The organism is Enterococcus sp. DIV0546 (assembly GCF_051712785.1).
Classification (GTDB): Bacteria; Bacillota; Bacilli; order Lactobacillales; family Enterococcaceae; genus Enterococcus; species Enterococcus faecalis.
Window position 1 is genome coordinate 2,195,168 of the sequence record NZ_JBIOPO010000001.1, and the last position, 19,954, is coordinate 2,215,121.

At 37.4% G+C, this 19,954-nt stretch carries 19 protein-coding genes and 1 other annotated feature; of the genes, 5 read left to right on the forward strand and 14 right to left on the reverse strand.

From position 1 onward, the window contains the following. Window positions 1-166: 166 nt before the first annotated feature. Both ebgA and IGJ24_RS10605 read right to left on the reverse strand, forming a co-directional pair. Complete coding sequence (gene ebgA, locus IGJ24_RS10600) at window positions 167-3,289, reverse strand: beta-galactosidase subunit alpha (protein WP_289865616.1); 3,123 nt, start codon at window positions 3,287-3,289, stop codon at window positions 167-169. Then, window positions 3,222-4,721, reverse strand: a complete 1,500-nt coding sequence (locus tag IGJ24_RS10605) for an amino acid permease (RefSeq protein ID WP_129193759.1) — start codon at window positions 4,719-4,721, stop codon at window positions 3,222-3,224. Before IGJ24_RS10605 ends, ebgA begins: the two co-directional genes overlap by 68 nt. 148 nt (window positions 4,722-4,869) lie before the next feature. Here IGJ24_RS10605 and IGJ24_RS10610 point away from each other — a divergent pair, with 148 nt between their 5' ends. Both IGJ24_RS10610 and IGJ24_RS10615 read left to right on the forward strand, forming a co-directional pair. After that, entirely contained in the window at window positions 4,870-5,700 is an 831-nt protein-coding gene (locus tag IGJ24_RS10610; RefSeq protein ID WP_289865615.1) for an AraC family transcriptional regulator, read from the forward strand. Window positions 5,701-5,894: 194 nt separating this feature from the next. Continuing rightward, window positions 5,895-7,397 (forward strand): glucosyltransferase domain-containing protein, encoded by a 1,503-nt coding sequence (locus IGJ24_RS10615; RefSeq protein WP_048737888.1) that lies wholly within the window; start codon window positions 5,895-5,897, stop codon window positions 7,395-7,397. A gap of 122 nt (window positions 7,398-7,519) precedes the next feature. Here the strand turns inward: IGJ24_RS10615 and rplL are convergent, their stop codons facing one another. The 6 genes from rplL to lsa(A) all read right to left on the reverse strand — a co-directional run bounded on the left by rplL (window position 7,520) and on the right by lsa(A) (window position 11,615). After that, on the reverse strand, window positions 7,520-7,888 hold the full coding sequence (gene rplL, locus IGJ24_RS10620) for a 50S ribosomal protein L7/L12 (protein WP_002356427.1): 369 nt from the start codon (window positions 7,886-7,888) through the stop codon (window positions 7,520-7,522). A gap of 62 nt (window positions 7,889-7,950) precedes the next feature. Next, window positions 7,951-8,451 (reverse strand): 50S ribosomal protein L10, encoded by a 501-nt coding sequence (rplJ, locus tag IGJ24_RS10625; protein WP_002356426.1) that lies wholly within the window; start codon window positions 8,449-8,451, stop codon window positions 7,951-7,953. Next, window positions 8,452-8,643, reverse strand: coding sequence for a hypothetical protein (locus tag IGJ24_RS10630; RefSeq protein WP_033594421.1), 192 nt, complete (start codon window positions 8,641-8,643; stop codon window positions 8,452-8,454). Then, window positions 8,581-8,710, reverse strand: a sequence feature (ribosomal protein L10 leader region). It overlaps the preceding gene by 63 nt. A 62-nt stretch (window positions 8,711-8,772) precedes the next feature. Next, window positions 8,773-9,462 (reverse strand): 50S ribosomal protein L1, encoded by a 690-nt coding sequence (rplA, locus tag IGJ24_RS10635; RefSeq protein ID WP_002356425.1) that lies wholly within the window; start codon window positions 9,460-9,462, stop codon window positions 8,773-8,775. Window positions 9,463-9,573: 111 nt separating this feature from the next. Then, entirely contained in the window at window positions 9,574-9,996 is a 423-nt protein-coding gene (gene rplK, locus IGJ24_RS10640; RefSeq protein WP_002356424.1) for a 50S ribosomal protein L11, read from the reverse strand. A 122-nt stretch (window positions 9,997-10,118) separates the two neighbouring features. After that, window positions 10,119-11,615, reverse strand: a complete 1,497-nt coding sequence (lsa(A), locus tag IGJ24_RS10645) for an ABC-F type ribosomal protection protein Lsa(A) (RefSeq protein ID WP_129193761.1) — start codon at window positions 11,613-11,615, stop codon at window positions 10,119-10,121. A gap of 375 nt (window positions 11,616-11,990) precedes the next feature. Here lsa(A) and sdaAB point away from each other — a divergent pair, with 375 nt between their 5' ends. Further along, window positions 11,991-12,659, forward strand: coding sequence for an L-serine ammonia-lyase, iron-sulfur-dependent subunit beta (gene sdaAB, locus IGJ24_RS10650; RefSeq protein WP_002414070.1), 669 nt, complete (start codon window positions 11,991-11,993; stop codon window positions 12,657-12,659). 22 nt (window positions 12,660-12,681) lie between these two features. After that, a complete protein-coding gene (gene sdaAA, locus IGJ24_RS10655) occupies window positions 12,682-13,554 on the forward strand; it encodes an L-serine ammonia-lyase, iron-sulfur-dependent, subunit alpha (RefSeq protein ID WP_002362308.1) in 873 nt (290 codons plus the stop codon). Window positions 13,555-13,618: 64 nt separating this feature from the next. Here sdaAA and IGJ24_RS10660 read toward each other — a convergent pair whose 3' ends face one another. The 3 genes from IGJ24_RS10660 to IGJ24_RS10670 are packed head-to-tail and all read right to left on the reverse strand — an operon-like array spanning window position 13,619 to window position 17,206. Continuing rightward, window positions 13,619-14,464 (reverse strand): M55 family metallopeptidase, encoded by an 846-nt coding sequence (locus IGJ24_RS10660; protein ID WP_002365054.1) that lies wholly within the window; start codon window positions 14,462-14,464, stop codon window positions 13,619-13,621. Next, window positions 14,461-15,564 (reverse strand): M42 family metallopeptidase, encoded by a 1,104-nt coding sequence (locus IGJ24_RS10665; protein WP_002356417.1) that lies wholly within the window; start codon window positions 15,562-15,564, stop codon window positions 14,461-14,463. Before IGJ24_RS10665 ends, IGJ24_RS10660 begins: the two co-directional genes overlap by 4 nt. Before the next feature lie 13 nt (window positions 15,565-15,577). After that, the gene (locus tag IGJ24_RS10670; protein WP_104845551.1) at window positions 15,578-17,206 is read right to left on the reverse strand and encodes a peptide ABC transporter substrate-binding protein; all 1,629 of its coding nucleotides are present in this window, start codon (window positions 17,204-17,206) and stop codon (window positions 15,578-15,580) included. Between the two features lie 77 nt (window positions 17,207-17,283). Here IGJ24_RS10670 and IGJ24_RS10675 point away from each other — a divergent pair, with 77 nt between their 5' ends. Continuing rightward, complete coding sequence (locus IGJ24_RS10675; RefSeq protein ID WP_002356415.1) at window positions 17,284-18,006, forward strand: MurR/RpiR family transcriptional regulator; 723 nt, start codon at window positions 17,284-17,286, stop codon at window positions 18,004-18,006. Window positions 18,007-18,098: 92 nt separating this feature from the next. On the opposite strand, the gene IGJ24_RS10680 is transcribed toward IGJ24_RS10675, so the two are convergent. From IGJ24_RS10680 to secE, 3 genes are all read right to left on the reverse strand, one after another. Then, window positions 18,099-18,986 carry an alpha/beta hydrolase gene (locus IGJ24_RS10680; RefSeq protein ID WP_002367203.1) on the reverse strand — a complete coding sequence of 296 codons (888 nt, stop codon included), beginning with the start codon at window positions 18,984-18,986 and terminating at the stop codon, window positions 18,099-18,101. Window positions 18,987-19,096: 110 nt separating this feature from the next. Beyond that, a complete protein-coding gene (gene nusG, locus IGJ24_RS10685) occupies window positions 19,097-19,642 on the reverse strand; it encodes a transcription termination/antitermination protein NusG (RefSeq protein WP_002384070.1) in 546 nt (181 codons plus the stop codon). Between the two features lie 124 nt (window positions 19,643-19,766). Beyond that, window positions 19,767-19,937, reverse strand: coding sequence for a preprotein translocase subunit SecE (gene secE / locus IGJ24_RS10690; protein ID WP_002356409.1), 171 nt, complete (start codon window positions 19,935-19,937; stop codon window positions 19,767-19,769). Between the last annotated feature and the right edge of the window lie 17 nt (window positions 19,938-19,954).

Genomic DNA, 19,954 nt, shown 5'->3' on the forward strand with positions numbered 1-19,954 from the left:
TAAATGCTTTATCTAGCGAATAATTCGCTATGTTACTATTATGGACTACTTTTATTAGATAACAAAATAGTTTGCTTGTTTCCATGAAAAAAAAGCAATAATTTCTGATAATTTCATTAAAAAAACTCAGAACAGGAGACCGATGTGCACTGTTCTGAGCTTTTATTTAAGAAATTGTTGGTCGTTTTACTCGTTCATGTGCGACATCCGCTGCTTGAATCTCTTTATTATTAAAAGGTGTTAAGCGGAATGCCAATTGGAATTCTTCAAACGTAGTCCGGTATTTTTCTAATTGCCACTGGCCACAAGAGTAGCTACCTAGGGCGTTTTGTTTGTAATCGATATTTAAAACAACATACTCACTTTCTTGCAATTCATTGGTATGCTTAGCAACATCTAGCGCTTGTTCTTCAAAATAAGAAACACTAAAATTATATGAATCAGCCGCTGTTGCTACTACCCCTTGGCCGCGATCATCCGTGAATGCGGACCATTTAGTCGCCATGTGGTTACCATTGGCTTGTGGAACAACATAATTAGTGAACATTTCCGCCACTGTAGCATCATAAACGCCAAGTAAACCAGCTTCTTGTGAATCTACATAGTTTTCTCTCGGCCCTTTACCGAAATATTTTACTTCTGATAGAGACTTGTCTAAATGGAGAGTCACACCCAAACGTGGTAACATATCTGGCGCATTTTCAATTTTACCAGCAGGACTACCTTTTAAATCGAAGAAAATTTCGCCATTTGGTGCAATTAAATACTGATAGGTACATTGATAATGCCAAGCACTGTTAGTCGTTCCGTTAATTGTTTTTACGATGACTTGGATAAAATCATCAACTTTTTTCCACTCAAAAGAACGGACAATTTCATGCTCTAAATGTAAGAAATATTTTTTCTTCATTTCATCAATAATTTCCATATCATTACTGATCGGTGCCCGCCAAAATGTAAATCTCGGCCCTTTATGCAATAATTTTTTACCATCTCGTGTCACATTCGTTAAGGCGCCCTTCACTTTATCAAAATTAATTGAAAAGTTTGGTCCTTCAATGTATAAATGAGGGCCAATTTCCTTTGCCATTAGCGAGCCAACTGGTGTGATCTCAATCCCTGGTGTTGCAATTGGCAATTCAAACTGTGCGGTAGCTAATTCATGACCAGCAGATGCATAGGCGGTCGTTTCTTTCAATTGATATGAAAGAGTTAAATAATAGGCGGCTCCTGCCTTTTTAGGAAAATCTAAATGATAAGGTAAGTGCAGTCTTCCTTCTTCTCTAGCAGCAATTGCTGGCACTGCTACTGTCCCTGATTGAATCACTGTTTGATCTTCAGTAATTGTATAAACCAGCTTAAAGATAGCCAAGTTTTCAAAGTCAAACCGACTCAATAATGAGAATTCACCTGACAGAACGTCAATAGCGCTAGTTGTAATGGGTTCAATGACTTTTTTGTATTCATACAAGCTAGGAGATGGCGTACGGTCAGGCATCAACATCCCATCAATACAAAAATCTTTGTTACTTGGATCATCGCCGAAATCGCCGCCATAACGATAATAAACTTCACCGTTATCTGTTACCGATTCAATGCCATGGTCAAACCATTCCCAAATAAAGCCACCTTGTAATTTATCATGAGCATAAAATAGCTCTTGGTATTCTTTTAAATTCCCAGGGCCATTCCCCATCGCATGACAATATTCACATAAAATATGCGGTTTTTTTGAATTTTCAATAATCGTATTCATCAGTAATTCTCTAGTTGGGTGTTCCAACCACGTATACATTGTAGAATAGACATCCGTGACCTCTGCCTCAAAATCACCTTCATAATGAACTAAACGTGTTGGATCCATTTCTTTGGCAATACGGGCCATTTCAATAAAGTTATGACCAAACGCAGATTCATTTCCTAACGACCAAAAGAGAATTGATGGATGGTTTTTATCCCGTTGAATCATCCGTACCATCCGAGAAACATAAGCCGTTTCCCATTCTGGATCGTTGCTAATCCAATCATATTCTCCGGTTAATTCAAAGCCGTGACATTCCAAATCAGTTTCATCAATCACATACATTCCATATTCATCGCATAAATCATAGAAATAAGCAGATGCTGGATAATGGCTGGTTCGAATGGCATTAATATTAAATTGTTTCATTAAACGAATATCTTTTTCAATTTCTTTACGACTAACCACTCGACCATTTTTCGGATTATAATCATGACGATTCATTCCTTTTAGTTTAATGGCCACACCATTGACTAAGAAAGTCTCACCAGATACATGAATATTTCTGAAACCAACTTTTTGCGGAATAACTTCGACGACTTCCCCTTCAGAAAAAACAGTGATAAATAGTTGATACAAGTATGGTTTTTCAGCTGACCAAGCAGTGACAGACGGTAAACTTGCTGAAAATTCAACCTTACCTTGATTTCCTGCGACAGTCTCTTTAAGAACCGTTTTTCCCTGCTGATCCATCAACTCCAATTGAACTTGTTGTCCTTTGCCTTGCCAAAATTTACCCGTAATTGCCAAGTGGCCATTTTGATACGAATCATCTAAATCGGAAATAATAAAGAAATCTTCCAGCCCATTTTCTGGTACACCGAGTAATTCAACATCACGAAAAATACCACTTAACCACCACATATCTTGATCCTCTAAATACGTACCATCTGACCATTGATAGACTCGCACCGTTAAATCATTTGTTTCACCAATTTTAGCGTAAGGCGTAATGTCAAATTCTGCTTCATTTCGTGCACCTTTACTGTAGCCAACTTCATGGCCGTTCACCCAAACATGATAAGCTGAATCTACGCCACAAAAACGTAAAATGATTTTTTTATCGTGAAATGTTTCATCTATAGCAAATGTCCGTTTGTAAATACCTGTTGGGTTTTCTGTTGGTACATACGGCGGATTAATGGGAAAATTGTACCATAAATCAGAGTAATGCATTTTGCCATATCCTTGGACTTGCCAATTTCCAGGAACAGTGATTTGATCCATTTGGCTTGTATCAAAGTCCGTCGCAAAAAAGTTTTCTGGGCTGTATTCTGGCGCTTCTAAAAAAAGAAAATGCCAGCGTCCGTTTAAATTTTTGTATGCTTGTGTATATTTATTTTCATTTAGTAACGCTGTTTCTTTCGAGGGAAAGCTCGAAAAGTGTGCTCGTCCAAGCAACCGATTAATACTATCTACTTTATAATTTTCCCAAGTCTTCATAATCCATTTCTCCTTTACCAACTTCATTTTTTTCTTTTGTTTCATACCGTTTCCAACAAATCCAAGCAAAGCCCATAAAAACAATTAAACCAATGATGTTATACGTCAACATGCCCAGTGGACTAGCGGTTCCTTTCGGTAACGTGCCATTGATTTCTTCCATGATTAATTTTGGATCCGGCACAGTTGACATAAAGAATACAAAGATAAAAATGGCTAATAAGAAAATCCCCGCAATTAAGCCAAAGGTTCGATTACCAAAGCGGAAACTTCTCGGCATTGTTTCTTTTTTCCAACGAAGCCCAATATAGGCGATTAACAAGAACAAGACAGGCACTAATGACGTAGAAGCTGTCATATTAATTAACGTTTCTAAAAAGCTATCCATATTTCCAATTCCTAGTGCTGGAATGGCAACTAAAATCGTCACAATAATTCCTTGAACTAACAAAGCATTGGTTGGATTTCCCTCTTCGTTCGTTTTCACTAGCCACTTACCGAAGACCCCATCAGGAATTTCTGAGAAAAATACTTTAACTGGTGCTGCCGTCCACAGAGCCAAAGAACCAAGACTTCCGACAAATAAGATAATTCCTACTAAGCGCACCATCATTGCTGCGGGAATATGGAAATACGTACCTAAAATTTTAAAGATATCAAAAATACCATTTGAAAAATTTCCTTTTAAGACATCCGTTGGCACTACCAAACCTACAGCAACGGCACCAAGAATATACATGATACCGACCGCAATCGTTGCACCAATCATCGTGCGGACAAACGTTTTATTGCCGCCTTTAACATCCTTAATATATACACCGATACTTTCACCACCGCCAACAGCTTGTAAAATCCACGCCATCGTCATGAAAAAAGTCCAATTAAAAGTTGGCATAATTGACGTCGTGGTAAACTCTTGTGCTGGTTCATTGCCAAAACCAAACACGACGACAAAGGCTAAAACCACAAAAGCTACGCCCATAAATAAACGTGCACCACCCGCTAAGCTAGTCACTTTCGAAATCCACGAGACCCCTTTAATACAAACCCATGTCATTAACCAAAATAACAGAATAGAAATCACTGCAATTATTTTAGTACTATGGTTTCCTTGAAAAACGTTTTGACCTAAAAAAGCGTATGAACCATAAATCAATGTATTCGGTAGTAATGAACAGAAGAAAAACAAGTTGACAAAGAAATATGACCAAGCGCCTAAAAATGCCCATTTAGGTCCTAACACAGATTCCAACCAACTGTGAACACCTGACTCATTCTCAGAATTAGCAGAAGCAAATTCTGCAATCATTAGAATAAATGGTAAAAAGTAAAAAATAGAGCCGAATAAATAGCCTGGAATAGTTGCTAGGCCAATCTGAATACTGTTGTTAACAATGCTGGGAAAGGCAAAAACCGCTGAAAAAGTCATGAGCATCAATGCGACAGAACCTAATCGTTCCCGTGAATGTGTTGCCATTTTACTACATCCTCTCTTTATCAAATTAATTAGTACTCACACATTGTAAAACGCTTACAGTTTTTTAAAAATAAAAAATGTTGCCTATTTCTTGTAAAGATGTTGACTTTTAGAAAGCCTTTACATACTCTTATAAAGAGGTGATAGCATGCAAAATGTTTTTACAAATAATGTCAGCATCCTGATTAATGATCAACCTATTAGCCAAGAATTTCATCTTTATGAAGCTGGCTATGAAAAATGCCGCCCGACAAAACCAACTGAGTTTGCCCCCATTAATTATTGGGTTTTGCATTATTGTAGCGATGGTGAAGGTTATTTTTCAACACCCTTTATGGAAAAACAACACATTACCGCTGGCGATTTGTTTATGATTCCAGCCAATTGTCGCAATATTTATTATCCTAATCGGCAAAATCCTTGGACCTATCATTGGGTCGGTTTTGTTGGAGATCTTTCGTCTCAGTATTTAGAAAAAATAGGCCTGACTACCGAAAATTGTATTTTAAAAGGAACTGCTGATAAGAAATTAGAAAGTTTATTTAAAAATATTTACCAAGAAGCGAAGAAACATAATCATTTTGGCAGTTTAAGTGAAAGCTTTCAATTGTTGAATTATCTAGAGCATCATTCCGTTACACAGCACGAAAACCAAAGCCAACAATTATTTAACCAAATTAAAATGGCTATTCACGAAAATTTTTCAAACAATCTTTCAATTAGTCAATTAGCTTCTGAATATAACATTGATCGTAGCTATTTATTTAAGCTGTTTCAGCGTTATGAACAAACAAATCCTAGTATTTATGTACAAAACTTAAAATTGCAAAAAGCCTGTTCTCTGTTAAGAAAAAGTTCCTTAACCATCACGGAAATCAGTTTTGAAGCAGGTTTTTCTTCACCTTCTTATTTTTCAAAATTTTTCTTCCAGAAAAAAGAGATGACACCTCGACAATATCGTCAACAGTTTTTGACTTAAAATAAATTGTTGCTTATCTGTAGTTAAAGAAAAAAACGATTTATTTAATAATTTTCAAATTTAGGTAGTTCTTATAATTTATCTATTTTATAATTAATTAGGGTTTTATTATAGGTGGGAGTGTGATATATAGACTAATCAAAATCAATAAATAATTTACAAGTTTTAGCAAATAAACAATATTGGAGAGAAAAATGAAACATTTTATTAAAGAAAACAAAGGTTTAGCCATCTACAGCTTTTTAATCGTCTTTGCTACTTATGGTATTAAACTATTTAACAATACTTACGCTATTGATACTATGCACTTAATGACTAACTACAGAGGCTACTTAAAACATTGGGTTTCGATTGGTAGACCAGGATTAGTAGCTTTAAAGCTTTTAACATACAACTATGTAAATGTTTATTTTTTAAATTTGTTAGCTATTATTTTCTTTGCTATTGCCACTATCTTGTTGTGCTATTATGTTGATCTTTCAACTAAGCAGATTTATAACAAAAAGTATTTATATATTATCCCAAGTATTTTTCCAACCAGTCAATTATTTAGCGAACAATTTTACTTCGTCCTACAAAATTTTGAATTTTCATTAGGTATCTGTTTGGTTATACTTTCTCTCATTGCTATTTACCATATTCCCAATAAAATTTTTAAATTATTCGGCTTTTTGTTGCTGACATTTACACTTACTATGTACCAATCATTCTTTGTATTTGCGTGTACCTTAATTTTATTCAAGATTTTAATGGCATTGTATTTTGCTCAGTTGAATGACCTTAAAATTTCTTTTAAAGACTATGCCTTCAAAATTGGTCATTTTATTCTACTAGCTATTTCATCTCTCGTTCTATCTCAACTAATGACGGTGTTAGCGAAAAAAGTTTTAAACGTTGAAAGCTCCTATCTAGATAATATGATTCTTTGGGGTAAACGCCCCTTGATAGATTCTATCAACGATATTAAAGATTACGCCAAAGAACTATTCTTCCCTCCAGTCGGAGACACTTTTTTTACACCGCTGTTTTTGATATGTATTCTTTTACTGGTCATTGTATTAATTAATATGTCCTATCTGAAACGCAAAAATGTTTTCTTCATCTTTATTACCTTGTTAGGTATTCTAATCACCCCACTCATGTTTACAATTTTAGGTGGAAAACGTCCAGCAATTAGAGGTGAAGTACCTAACTTCCCTGCTGTTTTAGCGTTATTACTCATCTTTATTATGATTTACTGGGGATACAACTTTGTGCTTAAACATTTATTAGTTGGCATAGTAATTCTCTTTACTTTTATTCAAGTTCGGGAAACAACCAACCTAGAATATTCTGAGTATCTAACAGCGGAAGAAGATTTACGTACTGCGGAAATGATTACAAATAATATTTATTCAATGGAAATTGAGAATCCTGAATCCTATAAACTTTTAATGTATGGAAATCGTTCTCCTCGGAATGTTTCAAATATAAAAGGTGAAACAAACGGTGTCTCATTATTTGAATTCATGCCTAACTCGGTGCATACTAGTTTAAATACTTTACTCTATATGAAAACATTTGGATTAAATTTTAATGATCCTACACCAGAAGATTTTGAAAAACACAAAGCTTTACAAGCGGAAATGAATGTCTGGCCTAGCAAAGATTCTATCCGAGTGGTAGATGATTGTATTGTTGTTAATTTGTCAAAGTAGACAATTAAATTTTATAGATATTTTACTAGCGGTAGTTGTTTTAGCAAAAGACAACTACCGTTTGCTATAAAAAAAGAACCCTTGTAACACAAGGGTTCTCGAACATTCAAAAGTTGAATGAATTATTTTACTGTTACTGAAGCGCCAACTTCTTCTAAAGCAGCTTTTAAAGCTTCTGCTTCTTCTTTAGAAACAGCTTCTTTAACTGGTGCAGGAGCGCCATCAACTACAGCTTTAGCTTCTTTCAAGCCTAAGCCAGTTGCTTCACGAACTGCTTTGATAACTTTAACTTTTTGATCGCCAGCTGCTGTTAATTCAACAGTGAATTCAGTTTGTTCTTCTGCTGCTCCACCTGCTGCTGGTCCAGCTACTGCTACAGGAGCTGCTGCTGATACGTCAAATTTTTCTTCGATAGCTTTAACTAATTCGCTTAGTTCTAAGATAGTTGCTGTTTCTAACTCAGCAACGATGTTTTCAATGTTTAATGCCATTTTGAATTTCCTCCATTTAAATTAAAATTGTTTGTTTTTTATTTGTTTGAATTAGACTGCAATTAAGCAACTTCTTCGTTTTTCTCTGCCACTGCTTTGACAGCGTAAGCCACGTTGCGGACTGGCGCTTGTAATACAGATAATAGCATAGATAGTAAACCTTCGCGGTTTGGTAGTTTTGCCAACGCAGTAATTTGTTCCACTGAAGAAACTTTTCCTTCGATGACGCCACCTTTGATTTCTAATGCTTTTGCATCTTTAGCAAATTCGTCGATGATTTTAGCTGGTGCTACTACATCGTCGTTGCTGAATGCGACAGCAGTTGGGCCTGTAAAGACTTCGTCTAAGCCGTCTAAACCAACTTTTTTAGCTGCACGAGAAAGGATTGAGTTTTTGATGACTTTCATTTCTACGCCTGCATCACGTAATTGTTTACGTAAGTTAGTGACTTCTTCAACTGTTAAACCACGGTAGTCCACGATTACAACTGATGCTGCTGATTCAAATTTCTCAGCGGCTGCTTGAACTAGGGTTTCTTTTTTAGCGATTGCTGCTTCACTCATTTATTTCACCTCCTGATTTTGATGGTGGAGTTGGACTTGGTTTACGATATGTAAAGTAGAAGAATCAAATGAAACTTCGCTCACTTCGTTCGCCAAGTATTGTTTTACATCGGCTTTTTTCAAAAAGTCGTGTAAAACAACAAAACTCCATGCCACCGTAGACATAGAGGGACCGAATTGTATATAACTCAACAATTGTCCTCGGTAGGAAATTAAGACTTGCGTCACCTACTGTCTTCGGTACAGTTAATTATTAACCTCACTCACTTTACCATAGGGTAAGTGAGTGAGTCAAGAATTTTTTAATTATTTTCTTTCAAATTAGAAAGAAGCTTGGTCAACGTGGATTCCAGGTCCAAATGTTGTTGTTACTGAAATGTTTTTGATGTATTGACCTTTAGCAGTTGATGGTTTAGCTTTCAATAATACGTCGTTAATTGTGTTGAAGTTTTCAACCAATTTTTCGTTATCAAATGAAACTTTACCGATTGGTACGTGGATGTTACCAGCTTTGTCAACGCGGTAAGTTACTTTACCAGCTTTAACTTCTTCAACAGCTTTTGTAACGTCCATTGTTACAGTACCAGTTTTAGGGTTTGGCATTAAACCTTTTGGTCCTAAGACACGGCCTAATTTACCAACTGTAGCCATCATGTCAGGAGTCGCAACAACTACGTCAAAGTCGAACCATCCACCTTGGATTTTTGCAACCATGTCGTCGTCGCCTACGAAATCTGCACCAGCAGCTTCAGCTTCTTTAGCTTTTTCGCCTTTAGCGAATACTAAAACAGTTTGTGTTTTACCAGTTCCGTTTGGAAGCACAACTGCTCCACGGATTTGTTGGTCTGCTTTTTTAGGGTCAACGTTCAATTTGTAAGCAACTTCAACTGTTGCGTCAAATTTCGCGATGTTTGTATCTTTTGCTAAAGCTACTGCTTCTTCAACTGAGTAAGCTTTTGTAGCATCAACTTTTTTCAATGCTTCTTGCATTTTTTTGCTCTTTTTAGCCATTTTGTTTCCTCCTTGATTGTGGTTATAACGGTTGTACCTCCCACGTCTTTCATATCTTTAAATATGAAACGAACTGAGAAGCTACTTCTTTGAGTAAGTGTGGAATAAAAATTATTCTACGATGATACCCATGCTTCGTGCAGTTCCTGCAACCATGCGCATTGCTGCTTCAACGTCAGCGGCGTTTAGGTCTGCCATTTTAAGTTCAGCGATTTCTTTCACTTGATCGCTTGAAACTGTTGCAACTTTAGTTTTGTTTGGTTCACCTGAACCTTTTTCGATTTTTGCAGCTTTTTTCAATAATACTGCAGCAGGTGGTGTTTTAGTAATGAATGTAAATGAACGATCTTCATATACAGAGATTACTACTGGAATAATCAAGCCTGCTTGGTCAGCTGTACGAGCATTGAATTCTTTAGTGAATCCCATGATGTTGATACCTGCTTGACCTAACGCTGGACCTACTGGTGGAGCTGGTGTTGCTTTCCCCGCAGGAATTTGTAATTTAACGATTTTTTCTACTTTTTTAGCCACGAAAATACCTCCTTAAGTTCTCGTGCGTGGTTAATGGGGTTGAGATTTCCCCTCCCACTCAACGTACATTTAAAACATACCCCATTACTATACAGGATTCCCTTTACTTTTTCAAGATGTTTTTATGATTTCAAGACAATTTTTTTATCTGTTATTTTCTTCATGAAATGTGCATCATGCTCAATCACTAGCATTGCAGGCTTCATAGATAAGATTAGCGCTTCTAATTGTTGATGATTAAATACATCCAAGTAATTAAGGGGTTCATCCCAAATATAAAGTTCAGCTGATTGAGACAATGATTTGGCTACTTCGACTTTTTTCCGTTGGCCCATACTCATTTGTTCAATTCGATTAGTGAAAACGGCGCGCTCCATCCCAAGTTTTCGTAAGTTATTTAAAAATTGGGTGTAATCTAACTGATTTTTCTCTGCAAATTCGGATAAAGTTCCTTGATTGTCTTCATAATCTTGGCGCACATAAGAAATGGTTAATTGGTGAGCCAAAGTGGCTTCGCCTTCTGAATCCCCGGAAAAATTATCCAATAAATACTGAATTAAGCTCGATTTTCCTGAGCCATTTTTCCCTGTTATTCCAACAATTTCTCCCGCGTTTATTGAAAAAGAAAGTGGCGCAAATAGCCAATTTTTCTCGTAGCCCAGACGAAGCTCTTCCACCGTCAATAATGTTTTGTGATGCGTTGGCTGATAATCCATTGACAAAGGATCAATATACTCAAGATCTTTTAATAGTTTTTCTTTTTCTGCTAATTGTGTTTCGGCGCGTTGTTGAATGTGTTTCGAGCGCTTCATTACGCGCGCTGCCCGGGCACCAATGGCTCCTGTATCAAAAATCGCCCCGCTTCCTTTTTCCTTAGCGTTGCCGTACTTATCACCTTCACGGTTCATCGACCATTCCGCTTTTTTACGAGCGGTTTCTTTCAAGCGATTGACTTCTTTTTTGATTTTTTCATTTTCTGCCAGTTCAAAAGCATCTCTTAATTTTTTTTGCTCTTCATAAATAGAAAAATTCCCTTGATACAGTGTCAATTGACTTTTTTCAATCGCCAAAATATGATCAACCACTTCATCAACAAATGCCCGATCGTGGCTGACTAAAATAAACCCGTGTTTCTTTTTCTTCAAATATTCAGCCACTTGTTGTCTGCCAGCTAGATCTAAGTGATTTGTTGGCTCGTCAATTAAAGGAAAGGCATTTTCTTCAATAAAAAGAAGACCTAATAAAACTTTCGTCTTTTCGCCGCCTGATAAAGAAGAAAAGGGACGCCATAAAACTTCAGGATCAACGTTTAAAAGCGTTAATTCTCGTTCTAATTCCCACTGTTCAAAAGAAGTCACCTCTTGTAAGACATAATAAGTGAGCTGTTGTTCTTCTGCAACTGTTTGTGGAAAATAGACGAAATCGACTTGATGAAGAATCTCTCCTTGGTAATCCAACTGCTTTTGTAACAATCTTAATAAGGTTGTTTTCCCACGGCCATTGCGGCCAATCAATCCTAATTTCCAATTGGTATCCATCGTGATACTTGCCTGATCAAAAAGCAATACTTCTTGATTATCATAGGCAAAAGATAGTTGTTTTAGTTCAATTTTCGACATAAATATACCTCCATAAAGCAAAATTGATGCAGCTTTACGGAAATCAGCGGCATCAATCCAAGGTATACAAAAAGACCCGTGGTTGAATTCTTTAAGCTAATTTCCGAAAATCCGCACACTCCACCCGTTATATTCAGGCAAAGTTATACAGTTTCTCTAAAAAATTAACTTAAATTTTCAACGCACGAATCCCTCTTTTCGTCTTTTATTATCTAGAATTTAGCATCTCTTCACTGATTTGTCAACGAAGGCCCCTTGCTTTCATTCTGATAAAAATTTAAATTATTCGCTAAAACACAAGCGATTGCCTAGTTCCCCGCCATTTTTTGTGTTAGACTTCCAATGAAAACATATTCTAATGAAGAAGGTGCTGAAATGGAAGAGTTACGCTTTAATAGTGTTTTTGATATTATCGGACCCGTTATGATTGGTCCAAGCAGTTCTCATACAGCTGGAGCGGCAAGAATTGGAAAAGTGGTTCGCAGTATTTTTGGACAGCAACCTGATAGCGTTGACATTTATTTATATGAGTCTTTTGCCAAAACTTATCGTGGTCACGGAACAGATATCGCCTTAGTTGGCGGCCTTTTAGGCATGGAACCAGATGATGAGCAACTAGCCAATTCTTTGGAAATTGCTTATGAACAAGGAATGGAAGTTTGTTTTATTCCTAAAAGTGAAAAAGCAGACCACCCTAATTCAGTTAAAATTGTGGTTTCTTCTGGCGACCGAAAACTATCTGTGACAGGAATTTCAATTGGTGGTGGAAACATTCAAATTTCTGAATTAAATGGCTTCAAATTGTCTTTAAGTATGGGCACGCCAACATTTATCGTTGTTCATCAAGATGTTCCTGGCATGATTGCTAAGGTGACCAACATCCTTTCAGCTAGCGATATCAATATTAGTACAATGACCGTTACCCGAGAATCTAAAGGGGAAAAAGCGATTATGATTATTGAAGTTGATCAAGCCGAAGTCGGTGACATTGTCATGCAATTAGCTGAAATCCCTCATATATATAGCGTTAACTATTTTGACTAAATGAACGTAAAGGAGTAATACGATGTTTTATTCAATTGAAGATTTGGTAGCTCAAGCGAAAGATTACCCTTCTGTGAGCGAATTAATGATTGCAACAGAAATGGCTCATGGCGGGTATTCTCGTGAACGAATTATTGAAACAATGGAAAAAAATCTAGCCGTTATGAAACAATCTGTCGCTGAAGGAATCGCTGGTGTTACCTCAGTAACAGGGCTAACTGGTGGCGATGCAACCCGCTTAAATGATTACATACATTCAGGCAACTTTTTAAGCGGTGAGACCATTTTACAAGCCGTGCGAAATGCGATTGCTGTTAATGAAGTTAATGCAAAAATGGGCTTGATTTGTGCTACACCAACCGCAGGCAGTGCCGGAGTAGTTTCTGGCGTCTTGTTGGCAGTTATTGATCGCTTAAAGTTAACGCATCAGCAACAATTGGATTTTCTATTTACAGCTGGGGCTTTTGGCTTAGTGATTGCCAATAATGCCTCAATCAGTGGTGCCGAAGGTGGTTGTCAAGCTGAAGTCGGTTCTGCTAGTGCAATGGCAAGTGCCGCTTTAGTTGCGGCTTCTGGCGGTACGCCTGATCAATCTGCTCAAGCTGTGGCCATTACGATAAAAAATATGATGGGCCTCATTTGTGATCCTGTTGCGGGACTTGTTGAAGTTCCTTGCGTGAAGCGAAATGCATTAGGTTCTTCTCAAGCCTTCATCTCAGCTGACATGGCTTTAGCGGGGATCCGAAGTGTCATTCCACCAGATGAAGTCATCCACGCAATGTACCAAGTGGGTCGCCAAATGCCACAAATTTTCAAGGAAACCGCTGAAGGCGGTCTTGCGGTGACACCAACTGCACAACGTTTAAGCAAAGAAATTCTAGAGAAACAAAAATAGAAATAACTATAGCAAGAAGCTTACAGAAAAAAACGTCCATTCGTTTTTTCCGTAAGCTTCTTCTTTAATAACTTGTTCCGCCTAAACCAACCACAGCGACAATTCCATTCATGACATCTTTCATCGTTTCACCCACAAATGAAACGGTTCTACCATCAATGCGTTTAATCATTGGTAACATTTCAATACGATCTGCTTGTGCTGTCGTCACACATTGCAATTTTACAGTTGCAGGTGTTTGCAAGGCATATCGGGGTAATTCAGACAACGCAAAGGAAGTTAACACCTGACTTGTAGTCGCTACGATAGCTTCCCGAACTTGTTGCATGGGTCTATTTTTGATTGCATAACGTCCCAGAGATTCTTTGGTGGAAACAAAGGGAACTTCGGGCATCATTTTTTCTTGAAAAAGTTGTTCCTCTAAGCCTGATTCACCGATAATTAAACCAACAGGGACACCTAATTCGCTAGCGTAAGCTGCATTAATTGTCGTTTCATTCATCGCTAAGTCGTTTATTTTTAAATCATAAGCAACACTAGCGCTATACCCATGATCCATATTCCCTTTTTGTTTGCCAATACCGGCATGATAACCTAAGAAAAAGACCACATCATAGCTACTATCCAAGCCACTCATCATATAATCCATGCGAGGAAAGCCGCTCACTAAGGAAATTCGTTCATCCATTTCTGCCAAGCGCGCATAAGCTAAATTCAATCCACGGCTATGCGAATCGGCAATAGTAATTTCTGTAATTTGTTCATTTTTGGCACTCTTTTGAATCCCTTCAATCAACCAAGCCACATGTTGGTGATATAATTCTCGGAATAAAACGGTGTCTTCTTTTTCCATATCAAATGTCGCAATACCTGCTAATCCTTCAATATCGCATGACACATAAATTTTCATTTGTTCCACTCCTTTGACAATGGCTGAACCAGTGCTTGAATTTTGTCAGCATCTAAATTTTTGATTAATTGAATGACTAATTCTTTCGCCGCTTGGTAATCTTGAAAGTCCACATAGCAATGGGGTGTGTGAGCGTAACGGACAGGAATTCCTACAACAATCGTCGGGGCTCCTTGAACTTGTGTAATCGCCATGCCATTGGTTCCACCACCACTTCGAACAGAAACTTGAACAGGAATTTTGTGTATTTTAGCAATCTCTAGTGCATACTCTTGAAATTCCGGATTCGTAATCATAGAAACATCAAAATAACGTAACATCGGTCCTTTTCCCATTGCTGATTGAATCATCTCTGGCGTTTCTGCCGTATCATCAGCCGGGCAGCCTTCGAAAACAATAGCTAAATCAGGATTGACTTGTTTTGCGGCAATAAGTGCTCCTCTTTCGCCAACTTCTTCTTGTGCAGTTACTGTCGCAACTAACTTGAATGGAAGTGTCTCTTCTTTCAACTCCTCCATGACGTCCACTAAGCAAGCACAGCCAATGCGACAATCAAAAGCTTTTCCTAAAAAAAGATCTGTCTGTTCGTTGTAACAACACGTCACATCTGGAATGACCGGTGCACCAAGATCGATTTTGTACGTTTCAATTACTTCTTCTTTTGAGGTAGCACCAATGTCGATCGTCAAATCAGCAATGGTTAATGGCCGCTGACGTTCCTCTGGTGTCATAAAATGAGGGGGCCGACTAGTAACTACGCCTGGCAGATAGGTGCCTTCCCGGTTACGAATCCGAACTTTTTGTGCAGAAATCGTATTAGGGACCCAGCCACCTAACGGAAGAAAACGCAACAAGCCGTTTTCTTTAATTGCTTGAATCATAAAACCCACTTCGTCACTATGGGCATCAAAAAGCACAACTGGACCTTCACTTAGATTATTTTTCTTCTCAAGATATAAATTTTTAATGGCATCTAGCCGTTGAATAGTAAAATCCGCAGTTGCGTGTTGAAGGATTCTAACGACTTCTGTTTCAAAGCCTGAAACACCATTAGCATTTGAAAGTTCCTGAATTAATTGAACAGCTTGACTTTTTTTCATTTTTTCCCAACCTTTACTTGTCGCTGATAGAGACTGATTTGTAATAGCCTGAACCTAATGGACCATAGACTAAATTTTGGACAGAATCGTCCACTAAGCGTGCTTCTGTTAATTGATAAAGAGGAACTAGGGGTGCTTCTTCCGCAACCAATTGATCCGCTTTTTGTAATGTTTTCCAACGTTCTTCATATTTATTTGCATAAGTTACGTTTGCTTCTTGAAGCAACTGATCAAAGGTCTTATTAGACCATTTACCAAAATTATTGGAATTTTTTGATTGCAGTAAGTTTAAGAAATCGATTGGATCAGCATATACTGGCGTCCAGCCACCAACCACAATGTCGAAATCTCCGCTGCGACTTTTTTCTAAACGATTATTAAAAGGAACTGGTGAAACATTGACTGTTAAATTTTCTAAATTATCTGCTAAAGCTCCTTGAACATACTCACTGATTTTTTTAGCATTTTCTGTATCCGAACTTAAAATCGTTAGCTCCGCTTTTTCAATTCCTAATTCTTTTTTAGCCGTTTGCCATAACTCTTTCGCTTTTTCTGGTTCACTAGGATTTAAATCTCCTAATTCCTCTGCAAAATCTTTTTGCGTTTCTTGATTAGTGAAACCTGTTGGTACGAAGCCAAGTGCTTTTTTTGAGCCATCATTTAAAACATTTTTAGCTAAACGTTCAGAATTCAATGATAATGCTATCGCTCGACGTGCATTCTTATTTGCCAAAAGATCTTTTTGCGTATTTAATTGGATATAATACGTTCCAGGAATTTCACGAATTTTCAAAGCTGCATTGCCTTGTTCTTGTGCAACAATTTCTCCAGAAATTTTTACAACATCTAATTCTTTCCCTTCGAAAAGATTTTTCCCAGTATTGACTTCTTTAACTACTTGGACATCCACCTTATCTAGCGAAACATTCGCTTGATCCCAATAATTTTTATTCTTCACATAGGACCAAGTATTATTCGTGCCATCCCAACCTTCTAATGTGAAGGCGCCATTGTAAAGTGTTGACTCAGCTGATGTACCATAGTTTTTGCCCGTTTTTTCGACAAATGCTTCATTTAAAGGATAAAAAGCTGGCACCGCCAATAATTGTTGAAAATAACTCATAGGATAGCTCAGCTCTACTTCCAAGGTATGGTCATCAATGGCTGTTACCCCTAGCTCTTCTTTAGATTTGCCACCGTCAACAATAGCACGATAATTTTTTAGCCCTTCAAAATAATACGCTTGCGGGGAAGCTGTTTTTGGGTCCACTGTGCGCTTCCAAGAGTATTCAAAATCATTGGCTGTGATTGGCTCGCCGTTACTCCATTTTGCATCTTTTCGAATCGTAAAAGTATAGATTAAACCATCATTGGAGGGCTGTACTTTTTCAGTTGCCAATGCTGGTTTGGCTTCTCCTTTTTCGTCAAAGGAGAAAAGTCCCTCCCCTACTTGGCTCATTACATCTGCTGCTGTATTATCCATTGCCAACGACACGTCTGCCGTTGATAATTCCGAATCAATCCCGACCCGTAATACTTGTTGTTCTTGCTTTTTGGTTTCTTTCCCAACACTTCCACAGCCCGAGAGAAGTAGAACCATGATTGCTGCCAAAGACAGCCTTTGCTTTGTTGCCCTTTTCATAAAAACACCTCATTTTTTTATTTTTTGATACCTTTTTCCCACAAAATTATTTATAATCTGATAAAGGAGGTTTGCTCATGAACTTAGATTACTTAAAAGAAACGTATCATTTAACAAAAACAGAAAGTCAGATTTTGTATTATTTGGATCAACAAAGTACGAACGCGGCCGATTTGAGTATTCGAGAAGTTGCCAAACACTGCTTTTCTTCGCCTAGTTCCATCATTCGTTTAGCCAAAAAATTAAATTTATCAGGTTATAATGAACTTATTTACAAATTAAAAGAAGCCCATTTTTCTCAGCCAATCCCTTTTGAAACAGCGCCTTCATTTGAAACAACCAACGAGTTTTGTCAACTGCTTGCCAAACACAAGAGTCATTTATTTGTTATTTTAGGTCATGACTTTTCACGACATTTGGCGGCTTACATTAGTGAGGTTTTCAATTTTCATGGCATCCCCAGTATCACAACAGCCCATACTCATTCGATAAATAGTCAAAATAATCAGAATTTTCTTTTTATCATTCTTTCACATTCTGGTGAAGAAAAATACCTAAAAGAAACAGCTCTGCTTGCGAAAGAGAAAAAACATCCTATCATTTCTTTTGTTGGTGCCAAAAATTCAACTCTTGGTCGACTGGCAGATCTCGTTTTTTCAACTGACTCTTACAGCCCGTTTTCAACAAGTGTCGCTCAGCCACAAATGTTTTTTGGCCAAACATTAATCACCTTTGAAGCCTTGATTTGTGCTTATTTAAATCATGAGGATTCCATTCCAATATCTCCTAAAAATAAATAATTTTATTTATTATAGCTGAAAAAAGCTATTTCGCTAGCCCAAGTATAGAAAAAGGCACATGTTCCATTTTTTATGGAACATGTGCCTTTTTGCTATTTTTTACTCGGCCATAGAAATTCGATTAACAATTGATCTACTTCAGGATTTTCATGTAATTGGCTATGTTGTGCATTTTCTCCTTTAATAATCTGGCTAGTGACTTGGGTTCCCCGCTGTCTTAGCAAGGCGTTGACTGCTAAGGCACTAGATAACGGTACCGTTCCATCACTTAAATCTGTTGCACTTAATTGACCACCAATTAATAAAATGGGCAGTTTTTCTGGAACAACATTAATCATCTCTTGATAATCCAAATAGCGGCTACTTTTTTCTGTGGGGCCGTTTTCTAGTTCCGTTTCGATGGTTTGCTGTTGACTCGTATCAATAAAATCATTGAAAGGTGCTCCAATGCTGACGAATTTTTCAATTTTAGGTAACGATGCGTCTTGCCCATAGGTTCCTAAATAACGTAAACCACTAACACCACCCATAGAGTGCCCGACAATATTGGCTTTGTTCACTTGATAATTTTTTTGTAAATAGAGTAATGTGTTTTTTATCCATTCTGTTTGATTCCATTCATTGTTTTTATTATCTTCAAATAGAACTTGAACACTGGGATTCGTCGCTTTGCCACTTAAAGCTCCTCGCTCTTTAACCACGGTCCCATCAGGTTTAACGAGTAGCACTAATTCTTGAGTTGTGGCACCTTGTTTCTCCAAGCGATGCAGTAACGAGCCAAACGAATTTTTAGTTCCTGCGTAACCATGAAAAAAAAGTGTTGGTGTTGTTGTGCGGTTTAACTCAACAGTTGCTTCTTTTGTGGCGGCTTGATTGTCATTCTTCGTGGTTGCCCCAATTTGGCAAGCACTTAATAATAGAACAAGACCCATTAGCAAAGAAAAATAACGATATTTTTGGGCATGTTTCATTTTTTTCATTCCTTTCTGCGATGAACTAAAAAAGGGCTTGGAAAAGAAGTCAGTTGACTGCTTTTCCAGACCCTACAATCTGTATCAATCAGCTGAACAATAGTTTGTCAGCTTGTTTATTAATCAATGTTATCGACTTGTTCAAAGTCTAATTCTGTACTTGTTTCACGACCAAACATATCGATGTTTACTTTTAATTTTTGTTTTTCTTCATCGATTTCTGTCACAACACCTTCAAGACCAGAAAAGGCACCTTCGATAATTTTCACTGTATCGCCTAGCGCTACTTCTAAGTCTGATTGACGGGTGCTCATGCCAATTGAACGTAAAATGTGGTTAATTTCTTCTTGTAATAAAGGAGCGGGTTTACTACCGGCACCATGTGAGCCTACAAAACCAGTTACGCCTGGCGTGTTACGAACAATATACCAAGAATCATCGGTCATAATCATTTCCACTAACACATAACCAGGGAAAGTTTTATGAACGATTTCTTTTTCTTTACCATTTTTGACTTCTTTTTCTGTTTCTTCTGGTACAACGACACGAAAAATATAATCGCCCATTCCCATACTTTGTGCACGTGATTCAATGTTTGCTTTTACTTTATTTTCATAGCCTGAATAGGTGTGCAATACGTACCAATTTCTTTCAAAAGTTTCCATTACTGATTCGGCTCCTTTAAATGTTTTAGTTTATTTTTTTCGAGCAAATAAAAAAAGCTCAGTTTCCCGAAGCTTTTTCTCGAATACTATTATAGCACCCCTCGTCGGGAAATACTAGAATTAATTATTTTAAAATCCAGCCAAATGCCGTTTGGATAACAGTATCCATGATAAAGAACAATGCTGCAAATAAAATAGATGTTTCAATTACAACTAATGTATCTTTACGCAATTGTTTTTTTGTTGGCCAAGTTACTTGCTTCATCTCATCAGCAACGCTGCGGAAAAATTTCATGTTGATACCCTCCTCTA